Origin of the sequence: Streptomyces akebiae (assembly GCF_019599145.1) — a bacterium.
Classification (GTDB): Bacteria; Actinomycetota; Actinomycetes; order Streptomycetales; family Streptomycetaceae; genus Streptomyces; species Streptomyces akebiae.
In genome coordinates this window covers 6,614,241-6,627,739 of sequence record NZ_CP080647.1, presented here as the reverse complement: position 1 = coordinate 6,627,739, position 13,499 = coordinate 6,614,241, and the positions used below count along the sequence as shown (strand labels likewise).

Sequence of the window (13,499 nt, the reverse complement as noted above, 5' to 3'; positions counted from 1 at the left end):
ATGAAAGCGCTGCACATCATCACCGGTCTCGGCGTCGGCGGCGCCGAACGACAGCTCCGCCTGTTGCTGCGGCACCTCACCATCGACTGCGAGGTGGTGGCCCTCACCAACCCGGGCGCCGTCGCCGACGGGCTCGTTGCCGACGGAGTCCGCGTGCACCACCTCGGAATGGGCGCCAACCACGACCTGTCCGCGCTCCCCCGCCTGACCGGCCTCATCCGCGCCGGTGGCTACGACCTGGTCCACACTCACCTCTATCGCGCCTGCGTCTACGGCCGGCTGGCCGCCCGACTCGCCGGCGTCAGGGCCGTGGTCGCCACCGAACACTCCCTCGGCGACTCCCAGATGGAAGGCCGGAGGCTGACGGCGGGCGTCCGCGCGCTCTACCTCGCCAGCGAGCGCCTCGGCTCCACCACGGTCGCCGTCTCCCCCGCGGTCGCCGACCGTCTCACACGCTGGGGCGTGCCCTCCCCTCGCATCGAGGTCGTTCCCAACGGGATCGACCTGGCTCGTTTCCACTTCGACGTGTCCCGGCGCCACCACACCCGCCGACGCCTCGGCCTGCCGGAGGACGCCTACGTCGTCGGCGGGATCGGCCGCCTCACCGGAGGCAAGCGCTTCGACGTCCTCATCCGGGCGATGGCCCGGCTTCCGGTCGACCACTGGCTGTTGCTGGTCGGTGGCGGTCCGGAGGAGAGCGTTCTGCGCCGTACGGCCCACGAGGCAGGCGTGGCCGACCGCGTCCTGTTCACCGGCGAGCGCCCGGACGTCCCCGACGCCTCCCCCGGCCCCGACGTGCCGTCGCTCATGTTCGCCATGGACCTGCTCGCCTCGCCGTCCTCGGAGGAGGCCTTCGGGCTGGCGGTCGTGGAGGCCCTGGCGTCCGGCCTGCCCGTGCTCTACACATCCTGCCCGGCGATCGAGGACCTGCCCGCCCAGGCCGCCACCGGTGCCCTACGCGTGCGTGGCGGCCCCGAGGCGTACGCCCATGCCGTCGCCGCGGTCCGCGCGGCCGGTCCGCGGCCTCGTACGGCTGCGGACGCCGCGCACCACTACAGCATCTCCCATAGCGCTGCACGGCTCATGGACGTGTACACCGCAGCGGTGTCCAGCTCAATGCCCCCCTCACCCCAGGAATCCAGATCGACATGACCGACAACCCCAGTCGATTCCGCCGGCGCTCCGGCCAACCGGGCCGCACCGGCCTCCTGCGGCCCTGGTTGCTGCTCGCGACCGGCACGCTCGCAGGCGGCCTGCTCGGCGGTGCCTACGGCACGCTCAAGGCCCCGACGTACACGGCGACCAGCTATGTCGTCGCCGTACCCACCAAGAATTCCGACCCGACCTCCGCTCTCGGCTTCGCACAGGCGTACGGTCGCGCCGCCACGCAGCTCGCGGTGCTCGGGGACGCCCAGTCGTCGGCGGGCGTGCCGACACGGACGCTGCGGCGTAACGTGCGGACCGCCACCTCGCCGGACGCGCCGATGATCGCCGTCTCGGCCACTTCCGGACGCCCCGGCCTCGCCTCCGGCATGGCCAACGCGGTCACCCGCGCGCTGACCCGCCACGCGAACAAGACCAAGGGCAGCACCCACGTCGAACTCGTCCAGTTCTCACCGGCGGTGCGGCCGACCGAGCCGACATCCGCGTCACCGATGGTGACCGGTCTGGTCGGCACGAGCGCGGGCGGCCTGCTGGGCGGCCTGGCGCTGCTCGTGCGGCCGAAACGGACGGAGAACGACGACACCGCCCGCTCCGCGGCGGTGCCTGGCCCGGCCACCGCCGCCGACGTGCATGGACAGCTGTGAAGGCGGCGTACACGACGGAACTCGTCACCGACGCCCGTGCCTTCGCCGAGCTGGCCCCGGATTGGGGGCGACTGTACGAGCGGTGCGGCACGGCGACCCCGTTCCAGAACCACGCCTGGTTGCACTCATGGTGGCTCTCGTACGGCAGGCCCGGCCGGCTGCGGCTCGTGCTCGTGCGCGAGGGTGCCGAACTCGTGGCCGCCGCACCCCTGATGCTCCGGCGCGGCCCGGTGCCCAGGCTGGTACCGCTCGGCGGGGCGATCTCCGACTACGGGGACGTCCTCATCGACGACGAGTGTGCGGACCGGGCGGCCACCATGCTCGTCGAGGCTCTGTCGGCCGCCGCCCGCACCGCGCTCATCGACTTCCGCGAGGTGCGGCCGGGCGGAGCGGTCGAGCATGTCTACGAGCGCTGGAGCGGGCCGCGCCGCCGGCTCCAGGACTCGCTGTGCCTGGAGCTGCCCGCCGTGCCCATGGACCAACTGGTGTCCCGGCTGGCGTCCGGCAAAGCCCAACGGACGCGCGCCAAGCTGCGCAAACTGAGGGCGCTCGGCGTGGAGCGGCAGGTCGTACCGCAGGACCGGGTGGGCGTGGCGCTTCAGCGGCTGCTCGAACTGCACCGGCTGCAGTGGCAGGGCAGGAACGTGACGTCGGAACACCTGCAGACACGCTTCTGCGAGCACTTGGTGCGCTCCGTGGGGCCGATGGTGAACTCTGGCGACGCGGTGGTCACCGAGTTCCGGCTCGACGGCGACGTGGTGGCCGTGGACCTGACACTGCTGTCGCGGCGGCTCGCGGGCGCTTACTTGTACGGCGCCCACCCACGCCTGCGGGAGCGCAAGGCGGACGTGGCAGTGATGCTCCTCGACGCCTGCACTCAGCACACGGACAACGGCGGACTGCGCACGCTGAGCCTGCTGCGCGGCGACGAGCCCTACAAACACCACTGGCGTCCCGAACCAGTCGTCAACCGGCGGCTGCTGCTGGCCAGGCGGCGCACGGCCCCGCTGATGTCGGCGGTGATCGGCGACGTGGCCACGCGGCGGCGGGGCAAGGAGCTGCTGCGTCGCTTCCAGGAGCGGACCGGTGGCGGCAGGACCCGTGATGGCCCTGCCTCCGGTTGCCGCTATCGGGCCCACGACCACCAGTCGAGACGCAAGCACAGCCTCCCGCCCAGCCAGTGCTCGGCCAACTCTCCGAGATTCAGCGGCGAGCAGCCTGCGGGAAGCAACGGCGCGGTGGGAAGCAACGGTGTGGGCGAAGCCGTCGGTTCGTCGACGTGACCGAAGAGGGCGGACCGATAGACCCGCGACGATCTGGGATTGGCCGCGCACTGCCAGACCCCGTGCGGACAGTAATCGGTCAGCGTGTTGTACAGCGGCTTGTGCACATCGATCCAGTCGAGCATCCGCCGCATGTATTCGGCGTTGTCACCGTTACGGAAGAGCCCCCATTCAGGATAGGAAATGGGCTTGTCATGGGATTTTGCGAAGTCCACCTGTGCTTGAAGTCCGTACGGCTCTTTCACCTGCTCGTCGAAGGAAACCCCTCGCGGCTGGTCGTAGGTGTCCATGCCGATGATGTCGACCGTGTCGTCACCCGGGTAGCACTGCGTCCAGGGAACGGCGTCCCGGCCCCGGCTCGGTGTGAAGTCGAACCGGAATTTCTGGCCAGGCACCGAACGCATAGTGGTGACGATCCTGTTCCAGTACGTCTTCCACGACTTCGGGTCGGGGCCGCAGCGATGGGTGTACGTCGTGCCGTTCATCTCCCAGCCGAGCACCAGTACCGTGTCCGGCACCTTCAACGCGACCAGCCGCTCGGCGAGCGCGCGGAAGTGGTGATCGAAGTGCCCGGCCGCGCCCTGCCGCAGCAGCACCCTGACCTCGGCGTCGGAGACACCCTCCTCGTTGCGCTCCTGCATGGGCACATTGAGGACGAAGATCCGGTCGTCCTTCGCCGTGCGCCAGCGCGCCCATCCCTCAAGGAAGCCGCGGGTGCCCTCGATGTTGCTCCAAAGGTCTCCCGGCAGATAGGTGTGACCGACACGCAGCTCGGTGCCACCCAGCCACCTGCTGAGTTCCGTCATGCCGCGCACGCCCTGGTCTCCGGAGTCGAGGAAGGCGCCGAAGGCGGGGCGCTCACTGCCGGGTGCCGAGGTCGTCGGCGCGACGGAAGGGTTCGTCGGGGCCGGTTTCGACGGTTCGGTGACGGGCGGGTTCGTGGGGTCCGGGGTGACCTCGGGTGCCTGCGGCGCGGCCGATGGGGCCACGGCGGGCAACGTCGAAGCCGACGGCGTCGGGGTGGCCGCCGATGGAGCGGGAGGGCCGGCGAAGGGCCCCGTCCCCGCTGCGAAGCCGGTACCGGAGGCCAACGCGGCCGAAACGGCGGCCGCCGCCGCGACCACCGCCAGCCGCCTGGTCCGGGCCCGACACTGCTGTAGAACCATGCCTGCTCCTTTCTCCGCTCTCCTACTGTCTTCCATCTGTCGTTCGTGCTGTCGCTGTTCTTCTTCTGCATTGCTTTCTCTGACACCCAGTCACATGAAGTCATTCACATGAAATGACACAACGCCACTCTCGTTGCGGCTTTCGAGTGCCTCGCTCGCCCGCACGGGTGAAGCTGATCCGAAGGAGTGAAATCCGTGCAACTGCTCGACACCCGCGTCCCCGCCGTTCTGCTGCGGATCGACCGGAATCCCTTTCACCACGGAACGCTGGGCGCTGTTCGTTCGCTCGGCAGAGCGGGAGTGGAGGTGCATGTGGTAGCCGATTCCATGGGAAGTCCCGTATCCAGATCGCGCTATCTACGGGAAATGCATCCCCCACCAGCACCCGGGTCGTCCCACCGCGAGATCGTCGCCACGCTGATCCGGGTGGCCGCCCGGATCGAGCGACCCGCCGTCCTGGTCCCGATGGACGACGCGAGCGCGGTCGCCGTCGGTCGCATGCGCGAGGAACTCGCGCCCTCCTATCTGCTGCCCGCCGGGCTCGGCGCCCTGCCCGAGCGCGTCGCCGACAAGGCCGGTCTGGCCGCCGTGTGCGCGTCCTTGGACATCGCGCACCCGGTGACCCTGGTCCCGGACAGCCCGGCGGAGGCCGCCGACGCCGCCTCGCGGCTGGGACTTCCGCTGGTGGCGAAGTGGAGCCGGCCCTGGCTGGTGCCCACCGGTAGCAGGCTGCGCAGCACGGTGCTGGTGGACTCCGTGCAGCAGGCGCGGCAGTTGTACCTGCGCACCGAGGAGGCCGGCAGCACACTGCTGCTGCAGGCGTATCTGCCACCGGGCCCGAACCGCGACTGGTTCTTCCACGGGTACGCCGACCGTTTTGGTGTTGTGCGCGCGGGCGGGTCGGGCCGCAAGCAGCGGGCGTGGCCGCGCGGGGCGGGCCTGACCACCGTCGGCCGTTGGACGGCCAACCCACAGGTGCAGGCGCTCGCCGAGCGGCTCACCGGTGAGCTCGGCTACCGCGGCATCATCGACCTCGACTTCCGCCGCTGCGGCACGACGGGCCTCTATCACCTGCTCGACTTCAATCCGCGCCCCGGCGCCCAGTTCCGGCTCTTCTCCGACTCCGCCGGACTGGACGTCGTACGCGCCCAGCATCTCGACCTGACGCACCGTCCCCTGCGGTCCGGCGCACCGCTGGTGGGGCGGACGTTCGTGGTGGAGAACTACGCACCGCTGGCCGCACTGCGGCCCGCGCCGCACGGGCGCGAACTGGCCTGGCACGCCCCGGACGACCCTGCTCCCGGACGGGCGATGCGGACCCTGTGGTGCCGTCACGTGTCCCGTCGACTGCGGGAGCGGCTGAGCTCGGCCCGGTCGACACCCGCACCGGCACGCGTGGTCCGCCAGGCGGTCGCACCGCCCCTCACCGACAACGAGAAAGCGAGCAGTTTCTGATGTACGACCTGCTGGTGGTGGGCGCCGGCCCGTACGGCCTGTCCATCGCGTCGCACGCCGCGACGGCCGGGCTCGACATGCGCGTCCTCGGGCGGCCCATGGCGTCCTGGCGGTCCCACATGGCCCGCGGCATGTACCTGAAGTCGGAGCCATGGGCCTCCAACCTCGCCGATCCTGAAGGCCGGTGGCGTCTGGACGCGTACTGCTCGGCCTCGGGACTCACGGCGCGTCACGCGGAGCCGATCCCGGTGGAGACGTTCGCCGAGTACGGCCTGTGGTTCGCGCGCAACGCCGTGCCGGAGGTGGACGAGCGCATGGTGAGCCGGGTGGCAGCCGGTCCGGTCGGCTTCGAGGCGGTCACCGAGGACGGAGAGGTACTGCGCGCCCGGACGGTGGCGCTGGCGGTCGGCGTCATGCCCTTCACAGAGGTGCCTCGCCCACTGCGCGGCCTGCACCCGGGACTCGTCACCCACAGCAGCCGCCACAGTGACCTCGGCCGCTTCCGAGGTATGGACGTCACGGTGATCGGCGGCGGCCAGGCCGCCGTGGAGACGGCGGCACTGCTCGCCGAACAAGGCACGCGCGTACGGGTGCTGGCGCGGGCGCAACGGCTGCGCTGGAACGACGTGCCGCCTCCCATGCAGCGCCTCTGGTGGCAGTCGGCCCGCACCCCGCACAGCGGTCTCGGCTGCGGCTGGCGCAACTGGTTCTACGCCGAGCGTCCGGACCTCTTCCGTCGCCTCCCCGAGGCGACCCGCACCCGCATCGCGGCCACCGCGCTGGGACCGGCGGGCGCCTGGTGGGTACGGGACCGGGTCGAGCCGGTGGTGGAGATGCTGCTCGGCCGCGAGGTCGTCGCGGCCCGTGCGGTGCCGGGCGGCGTACGGCTGGAGACGGTGGACCGGGCTGGGGAGCTGGGCTACCTGGATACCGAACACGTGATCGCCGCCACGGGGTTCCGCCCGGCCCTGGACCGGCTCGATCTGCTCTCCGAGGAGTTGCGCGCGAGCCTCACGACGACAGCAGACGGCTCCCCCGCTGTCGGGCGGGGATTCGAGTCCTCGTGCCACGGACTGTTCCTGGCAGGCCTGCTGACGGCCTCCAGCTTCGGCCCCGCCATGCGCTTCGTCCACGGAGCGACCTTCACGGCGACGACTCTCGTACGAGGAGTACGCCACCGACTGCGCACCGCCGCCCTGCCCGCCCAAGTGATCCCCGTACCGGTGGGCCGCTGGCACGCAGAAGCACCCTGAGAGACGCACCGGCGGCGAGGGGACGCCGGGTGCCGGAGGTGCTTCCTCCGGCACCCGGCGCGGGACGCTATCGGCCGGACCCGGCCCGGCCTCGTCGATACAGGATGGCGCCACTCGTCAGCAGCAGAGCGGCGATGCCCGATGCCGCCAGTACCTGCTCACCGGCGCCGGTCTCGGGGAGGGCGGGCGGTCGTGCCGGGGGCGAGACCGGTGGCTTCCGTGGCGGGACGCCGACCGAGGGGGGCGGGGGCGGCGACGCAGGCGGTGACTTCACCGGCGGGGTGGTGGCGGGCGGTGACGTCGGCGGTCCAGGGCGGGGTGGGGTGGGCGGCGTGGTGCGAGGCGGGACGGTGCGGGGCGGGACGGTGCGGGGCGGCGTGGGCGGTGTGTCGCCATAACCGGCGGCGTCGCCATAACCGGCGGCGTCGCCATAACCGGCGGCGTCGCCATAACCGGCGACGTCGCCGTGACCACTGTGGTGTCGGTGGTCACCGTACTCGCGGACGTCAGCCAGGGCGGAGCCGTGGACAGCACCCCGCAACCCGCTGAGGTTCGGGCCGCTGGTGCGGGAGTTCACGGGGGACACGTCGGACGCGGTGCTCAGGTCGCTGGCGTCGGGGCCAGCGCTCGCGGCACCGTCCTGCGGGGTATGGCGGATACTGTCGTCGGCTAGAGCAGCAGGTGTGTCGGGCAACGCGCCGACTGAGCCCCCTGCGGTCTTCTCAGAGTGCGTGTCCGCGAAGGTCGGAGTGCCGTACAGGGACAGAATGCTCGTCGCGGCCGCGGCCACGACCATTCCCCTGCTCAGGTTCTGTCGCAATCTCGTGTCTTCCTGGTCGAGCCATGTGGAAATGCCGGCCCTGGAACCGGACGGGTCCAGGGTCGGCCCGTGCCGCAGCCGTCCCGCTGGTGGTGCGCGGCTCCTGTTCGAGTCGTCGCACCGGACGTGGCGCCGCCGACTGCGGGACCTCGACGGGACGAGGTCCGGCGGCGACTGCACGAGTGGGCGACCCCGGCCGCGTACGCGTCAGGTCCTCTCCCTCTTCCCGCGACTGCGTCGGGCAGCGGCTTCACGCCTGCCGTGGTTTCTCCGCCGCTTGATTTTCTGACTGGTGAGATGATGGGATCCCGTGAAGTGCCAATATCGGCAGCCGGGGCACCGGTAGATCCGATCCGGAATCTTTTCGATCAGCGGTTGTCTGACAATCCAGATACGCGCCTCACCCTCACTACGAAATGAGGCTTTCCCCGTATCCGGACAACGCGGCAGGACGCTCATGTCACTCATTCCGCTCCGATGCACACCGATTTTCAGATCACCTGCGGTATGAGTACTTCGCGGTGATCGACGCCAAATCAGAGAAACAGAAAGCGCCTCTCCCGCGGTGGATGAGGATGTTTCCTCATCCACCCTTCAGGGAAAGACGCTTTCAGGAAGAAACACGATCCCTCACGGAATCGAGAACGGGCGCCCTGACTGCCGCACCGGATTTGGACGGTCACGAAGCGGAACCAGGGCTCCGTTCAGTTCGCCGATGTTAGGCGGTGGGAAGGACGGTCTCGATGGCGTCCCCGACGAGAGAGAGGTCCCCACCCTCGTTGTCGTCGCTCTCCGAGTTGTTGTTGTAGATGTTGGTGTAGCCGACCTGGCAGTTCGGCACCGGGCCGTTGCCCGTCGCCGCAGCCTGCGCGTCCGGGCCCTCCGCCCCGGTCTCGGCCACGGAGTTGCCGCAGATGTACGGGTCCTCCGGGTGGCCCCCACCGAAGGCGGTGGCAGCCGTGGCGGAACCCGCAACCAGGGCCACCGCAGCGAGGGTCGAGGCGGCGCCCAGCTTCATGGTCTTGCGCATTTATATCTCCGTTTCTCGGTTCTTTCCGTTCGGAAGAACGGGACCGATACTGCCCCAACCACCCGAGCCCGCACCACTTGAGAGGGCCCCCACCCCCGAACTTCACCCATACAGCCCCGAGTGGAAATTGATATGAATTACAGAACGCCCAGGTCAGTCCGGTTCGGTCATCGAATGACGCAATGACCCGGCGTCTGCGGCGTTTGTGAATCGAGCTGAGCAACCATTCAATCCCGAACTCGCGACCGAATAGGTATGCGAGCGGCAGCCGCCGACCGTCCGGGCTCCGAAAATCACGGGACGGGCGACGGCAGCCGTTTCGATCAGGCGGATGCCGGCAGGCGAACGGCGGCAGGGACGCAGACGGTGGTGGTCTGGCCGCTGGCCAGCAGCGTGGCGCAGACCTGCGGGACCTTGGGCACCGTGATGGTGACCGTCTGCCGAAGGTCCGCCTGAACGGTCTGCTGCAGGCTTGCGAGTTCGACGCCGTTCGCGGTGATCCTCGCACCGACGGTCCGCGTCTCCTGGCAGTGGATGCTGACGCTGATCGCACTGGTCGCCGCGCCGTCGACCTTCTGCAGGCCGACCGAGCAAGGGAATTCCGGCTGCTGCGCGGCGGCCTGCGCCGGCGCGGAGGCGAAGAGTGGGGCTGACGCCAGCAGCACGGTGGCCGCCGAGCGGAGCATGCGGTGAGACAAAGGTCCTCCCGGGAACTGGGGCAGCCGCCAACGGGCAGCCGGCCCTCGATCGCAGCACCCAAATGCCCTTTAGGTGCCCTTTCTGGACGATGCGACCATAGGGCCCTGAACCGCGCAACGCGGGTGCTCCGCCCGGCCGAAGACCCGGCGCCGGTTCCGAGAGTGTCAGCTGCGGTACAGCGCCTCGATCTCCTTCGCGTACGCCGCCGTCACCGCGTGACGCCTGACTTTCATCGACGGCGTGAGCAGGCCGCCGTCCTCGGTGAACTCGCCTTCCAGCAGCTGAAAATGACGGATCGACTCGGCCCGGGAGACGGCCTGGTTGGCGTAGTCGACGGCCTTCTGGACGTCGGCGCGCATCCGGGGGTCGGTGACGATCTCGGAGAGCGGGGTCTCCGGGGACATGCCGCGGACGTGCAGCCAGTGGGTGACGTCCTCGGGGTCCAGGGTGATGAGAGCGGCGACGAAGGGGCGGTTGTCGCCGACGACGATGCACTGCCCGACCGGGGGACGGCTGCGCAGCCGGTCCTCCAGGACGGCCGGGGAGACGTTCTTGCCGCCGGAGGTGACGAGGATGTCCTTCTTGCGGCCGGTGATGGTGAGATAGCCGTCGTCGTCGAGCGCGCCGAGGTCGCCGGTGGCGAACCAGTCGTCGGTGAGGGCGGCGTCGGTGGCGACCGGGTTGTTCCAGTAGGTGCCGAAGACGATGCCGCCCTTGATGAGGACCTCCCCGTCCTCGGCGATGCGGATAGCGGTGCCGGGGACGGGTTGGCCGACGGTGCCGGGGCGGGGCTTGAGGGGCGGGACGATGGTGGCGGCGGCGGTGGTCTCGGTGAGGCCGTAGCCCTCGTAGACGATGATCCCGGCGGCGTAGAAGAAGAGGTTGAGGTCGCGGTCGAGGGGCGAACCGCCGCTGATGGCGTAGCGCATCCGGCCGCCGAGCTCCTTGCGGACGCGGCGGTAGACCAGCAGATCGTACAGGGCCCAGGCGGCGTACAGGCCGGGGGTCGGGCCGGGGCCCCGGTCCAGGAACTTGTCCAGGTGGGCGCGGGCGAAGCGGACGCCGAGGCGGTGGGCGCGATCGAAGGAGGCGCCCCGGCCGAGGCGTTCGGCGGTGGCGCGGCCGGTGGCGTGGATCCGCTCGAAGAGGTACGGGACGCCGACCAGGAAGGTGGGGCGGAACTTCTTCAGCGCGGGCCGCAGTTCGTCGGGTTTGATGCTCGGGCAGTGGCCGATCTCGATGCGGGCCATGAGACAGGCGATCTGGATCGTGCGGCCGAGGATGTGGGCGAGCGGGAGGAAGAGGAGGGTGGCGGCGACCTGGCCGGAGATCTCCTTGAAGATCGGGTGGAGCAGTTCGACCGTGTTGGCGGCCTCCGCGTGGAGGTTGGCGTGGGTGAGGACGCAGCCCTTGGGCCGGCCGGTGGTGCCGGAGGTGTAGCAGATGGTCGCGGCCGTGTCGGGGGTGAGGGCGGCGCGGCGCTTGGTGACCTCGTCGTCCGGGACGCCCCGGCCCAGGTCGGCGAGGTGGGCGAGGGCCTCCCGGTCGATCTGCCAGACGTGCGGGGGCTGGGAGTGGCGGGCGGTGGCGGTGGCGACGGCCTCCGCGTTCTCGTGGGTCTCCACGACCACGAAACGGGCGCCGGAGTCACGGACGATCCACTCGATCTGGTCGGGCGAGGACGTGGCGTAGATGGGCACGGACTGACCGCCGGCGGCCCAGACGGCGAAGTCGAGGACCGTCCACTCGTAGCGGGTGCGGGACATCACCGCCACCCGGCCGCCGGGTTCGAGCCCGGCGGCGATCAACCCCTTGGCGGTGGCGGTGACTTCGCGGGCGAAGTCGGTGGCGGTGACCGGGTGGTAGCCGCCGTGGCGGTCGGCGCGGCGCAGCACCACCGCGTCGGGGGCCTCGGTCGCGTTGACGTACGGGAGGTCGGCGATGCTGCCGCCGCTCAGGCGGGGCGCGAGTGCGGGGGCGCGGGCCTCCCGGACGACGCCCCGCGCGTCCCTGACGACCTCGACCTCCACGCGGTCGGCGAGGACGCCACGCTGTTTCGCCTGCTTCAAGTCCTTGCGTACGCCCATCACCACTCCCCGAGGCCCCACGACCGCTTCATTACCGACGAGTCAACTTACCGGTGCGTAAGGAATTTTCAATGGTTTCGGACGACTCCGGGCGGTCCGGGCGGGCGGCCGGAGTGCGGCGTGCTAGCCGAGCAGGGTGTCCGCCGTCCTGATCGACTCGGCCAGGTCGTACAGGTCACTGTCCTCGCGGGACCGCGCCAAGTCGTACGCGTGGTCGCTGAGTTGGCGGAGAGTGAGGCGGGCGGGGAGGTCGGTCCAGCGGGTGTCCTGGCGGCGGAGGGAGTCGGCGAAGTAGGCGGCCACGGCGGCGACGCGGAGGCCGTACGGTGAAGAGGCCCACAGGTCGCCGTGGAGGGCCGAGGCCTCCAGGCCGGCCGATTCCTCGTGCGGGGTGCGGGTGTCGGGGTCGAGCCAGCGGACGGTGGCGGTGGCGAGGTGACCGCCTTCGGCACCCTCCTCGGTGCGGACGGCGTAGAGGGCGGTGACGGTGTGGCCGGGGCCGACCTCGCCGCCGTCGACGCGGTCGTCGCGGAAGTCCTCGTCGGCGACCTGCCGGTTGTCGTAGCCGATCAGGCGGAACTCCTCGACCGTGGTCGGGTCGAAGGCGACCTGGACCTTGGCGTCACGGGCGGTGAGGTCGACGTGGCGCGGGAGTTCCTCGCAGAAGACCTCCTCGGCCTCCTCCTCGGTGGAGACGTAGGTGGTGTGGCCGTCGCCCCGGTCGGCGAGCTGCTCCATGAGGTCGTCGCCGTAGTCGCTGCCGACCCCGACGCCGAAGAGGGTGATGCCGTGCTCGCGGCGTTCGCTCGCGATGCGTTCGAGGATGGTGTCGGCGTCGGTGGCACCGGTGTTGGCGAGGGCGTCGGACAGGAGCACGACCCGGTTGGTGGCGCCCTTGCGCAGGCCGTCGACGGCCGTCTCGTAGCCGGTCTCGACGCCGGCCGCGAGGTTGGTGGAGTCGGTGGGCTCCAGACTGTCGACCGCGTCCAGGACCTCGTCCCGGTCGTCGTCGAGGCGGGTCATCGGCAGGATGGTCTCGGCTTCGTCGCTGAAGGTGACGAGGGCGACCGAGTCGTCGTCGCGCAGCCGGTTCGTCATCGTGCGCAGGGCGTCCTGGGCGAGGTCGAGGCGGCCCGGTTCGGCCATGGAGCCGGAGACGTCGATGACGAAGGTGAGGGCGGCGGGCGGGCGCTCGCTGTCGCCCCCGGCGGCCCGGGTGGCGAGGCCGACGCGGACCAGGGACCAGTCCCCGTCATCGCTGTCGCCGGTCGTGCGGGCGCCGTCGACGGTCACCGAGAAGCCGTCGCCGTCGGGGCGCTCGTAGTCCTGGCGGAAGCTGTTGACGAACTCCTCCGGGCGGACGGTCGTCGGGTCGGGCAGGCTGCCGTCGTCCAGGGTGCGGCGGGCGTAGCCGTAGGAGGCGGTGTCCACGTCGAGGGCGAAGGTGGACAGATGGTCGTCGGGGGTGGGGGCGATGTCCTCGGACTCCTCGTCCGTCTGCCCCTCCCGCTGTTCGCGGGGGCCGGTGCCCTCGGGGGCGGGAGCCGGGAAGCCGTCCTCGGAGCGGCTTCCGCCCTTGCCCCGGTCGTACGAGGAGGAGTTGTCCCGCACACCGTCGCCGCCACTGCACCCGGTGAGGAGGAGGGCGCCGGCCGTGCCCAGGGCGAGGAAGGCGGTGCCCAGCCGTCGCCGGTGTCGTGGTGTCGTCGGCCGCGGCCTCTTCGTCGGACTGGTCCTGCGATACGTGCGCATCCGGGCCCCCTAGCCACGTCATCTGTCGCCTCTCTGTGGGCGACTGTTGTGACTGTGACGGCGCTGGGGGCCCGGATGTGCGCCACGGGGTGTTGCGGATGCGTCTCGAAGCGGCCACGGCGGGGGCCCGTCGAGACCGGTGGGTG

General features: G+C 70.6%; 10 protein-coding genes and 1 pseudogene. 5 read left to right on the top strand and 6 right to left on the bottom strand.

The features are described 5' to 3' along the window. Genes K1J60_RS28600 through K1J60_RS28590 form a run of 3 tightly spaced genes read left to right on the top strand, consistent with a single transcriptional unit; the run spans position 1 to position 3,091 of the window. Complete coding sequence (locus K1J60_RS28600) at positions 1-1,152, top strand: glycosyltransferase (RefSeq protein ID WP_220648707.1); 1,152 nt, start codon at positions 1-3, stop codon at positions 1,150-1,152. Continuing rightward, positions 1,149-1,808, top strand: a complete 660-nt coding sequence (locus tag K1J60_RS28595) for a YveK family protein (protein ID WP_220648706.1) — start codon at positions 1,149-1,151, stop codon at positions 1,806-1,808. The genes K1J60_RS28600 and K1J60_RS28595 overlap by 4 nt, the downstream gene beginning before the upstream one ends. Next, positions 1,805-3,091, top strand: a complete 1,287-nt coding sequence (locus tag K1J60_RS28590) for a GNAT family N-acetyltransferase (protein WP_398683458.1) — start codon at positions 1,805-1,807, stop codon at positions 3,089-3,091. The genes K1J60_RS28595 and K1J60_RS28590 overlap by 4 nt, the downstream gene beginning before the upstream one ends. A 284-nt stretch (positions 3,092-3,375) precedes the next feature. Here K1J60_RS28590 and K1J60_RS47215 read toward each other — a convergent pair. Further along, positions 3,376-3,576, bottom strand: a pseudogene (locus tag K1J60_RS47215) (glycosyl hydrolase); the annotation flags it as partial. Between the two features lie 876 nt (positions 3,577-4,452). On the opposite strand from K1J60_RS47215, the gene K1J60_RS28580 reads away from it, so the two are divergent. Both K1J60_RS28580 and K1J60_RS28575 read left to right on the top strand, forming a co-directional pair. Beyond that, the gene (locus K1J60_RS28580) at positions 4,453-5,712 is read left to right on the top strand and encodes a carboxylate--amine ligase (RefSeq protein ID WP_220648705.1); all 1,260 of its coding nucleotides are present in this window, start codon (positions 4,453-4,455) and stop codon (positions 5,710-5,712) included. After that, entirely contained in the window at positions 5,712-6,965 is a 1,254-nt protein-coding gene (locus K1J60_RS28575; RefSeq protein WP_220648704.1) for an NAD(P)-binding domain-containing protein, read from the top strand. Before K1J60_RS28580 ends, K1J60_RS28575 begins: the two co-directional genes overlap by 1 nt. A gap of 67 nt (positions 6,966-7,032) precedes the next feature. Here K1J60_RS28575 and K1J60_RS28570 read toward each other — a convergent pair whose 3' ends face one another. From K1J60_RS28570 to K1J60_RS28550, 5 genes are all read right to left on the bottom strand, one after another. Continuing rightward, positions 7,033-7,551 carry an LPXTG cell wall anchor domain-containing protein gene (locus K1J60_RS28570; RefSeq protein ID WP_259407958.1) on the bottom strand — a complete coding sequence of 173 codons (519 nt, stop codon included), beginning with the start codon at positions 7,549-7,551 and terminating at the stop codon, positions 7,033-7,035. A gap of 952 nt (positions 7,552-8,503) precedes the next feature. Further along, the gene (locus K1J60_RS28565) at positions 8,504-8,815 is read right to left on the bottom strand and encodes a hypothetical protein (RefSeq protein WP_220648703.1); all 312 of its coding nucleotides are present in this window, start codon (positions 8,813-8,815) and stop codon (positions 8,504-8,506) included. A 323-nt stretch (positions 8,816-9,138) separates the two neighbouring features. Next, positions 9,139-9,501 carry a hypothetical protein gene (locus K1J60_RS28560; protein ID WP_220648702.1) on the bottom strand — a complete coding sequence of 121 codons (363 nt, stop codon included), beginning with the start codon at positions 9,499-9,501 and terminating at the stop codon, positions 9,139-9,141. Between the two features lie 177 nt (positions 9,502-9,678). Then, on the bottom strand, positions 9,679-11,601 hold the full coding sequence (locus K1J60_RS28555) for an AMP-dependent synthetase/ligase (protein WP_220648701.1): 1,923 nt from the start codon (positions 11,599-11,601) through the stop codon (positions 9,679-9,681). 123 nt (positions 11,602-11,724) lie between these two features. Further along, on the bottom strand, positions 11,725-13,353 hold the full coding sequence (locus tag K1J60_RS28550) for a vWA domain-containing protein (RefSeq protein ID WP_220648700.1): 1,629 nt from the start codon (positions 13,351-13,353) through the stop codon (positions 11,725-11,727). Positions 13,354-13,499: the final 146 nt, after the last annotated feature.

What these genes read in the sequence shown, in the direction of transcription:
- K1J60_RS28600 (WP_220648707.1), top strand. Translation starts at nt 1, where the DNA reads ATGAAAGCGCTGCACATCATCACCGGTCTCGGCGTCGGCGGCGCCGAA.
- K1J60_RS28595 (WP_220648706.1), top strand. Translation starts at nt 1,149, where the DNA reads ATGACCGACAACCCCAGTCGATTCCGCCGGCGCTCCGGCCAACCGGGC.
- K1J60_RS28575 (WP_220648704.1), top strand. Translation starts at nt 5,712, where the DNA reads ATGTACGACCTGCTGGTGGTGGGCGCCGGCCCGTACGGCCTGTCCATC.
- K1J60_RS28565 (WP_220648703.1), bottom strand. Translation starts at nt 8,815, where the DNA reads ATGCGCAAGACCATGAAGCTGGGCGCCGCCTCGACCCTCGCTGCGGTG.
- K1J60_RS28560 (WP_220648702.1), bottom strand. Translation starts at nt 9,501, where the DNA reads ATGCTCCGCTCGGCGGCCACCGTGCTGCTGGCGTCAGCCCCACTCTTC.
- K1J60_RS28555 (WP_220648701.1), bottom strand. Translation starts at nt 11,601, where the DNA reads ATGGGCGTACGCAAGGACTTGAAGCAGGCGAAACAGCGTGGCGTCCTC.
- K1J60_RS28550 (WP_220648700.1), bottom strand. Translation starts at nt 13,353, where the DNA reads ATGCGCACGTATCGCAGGACCAGTCCGACGAAGAGGCCGCGGCCGACG.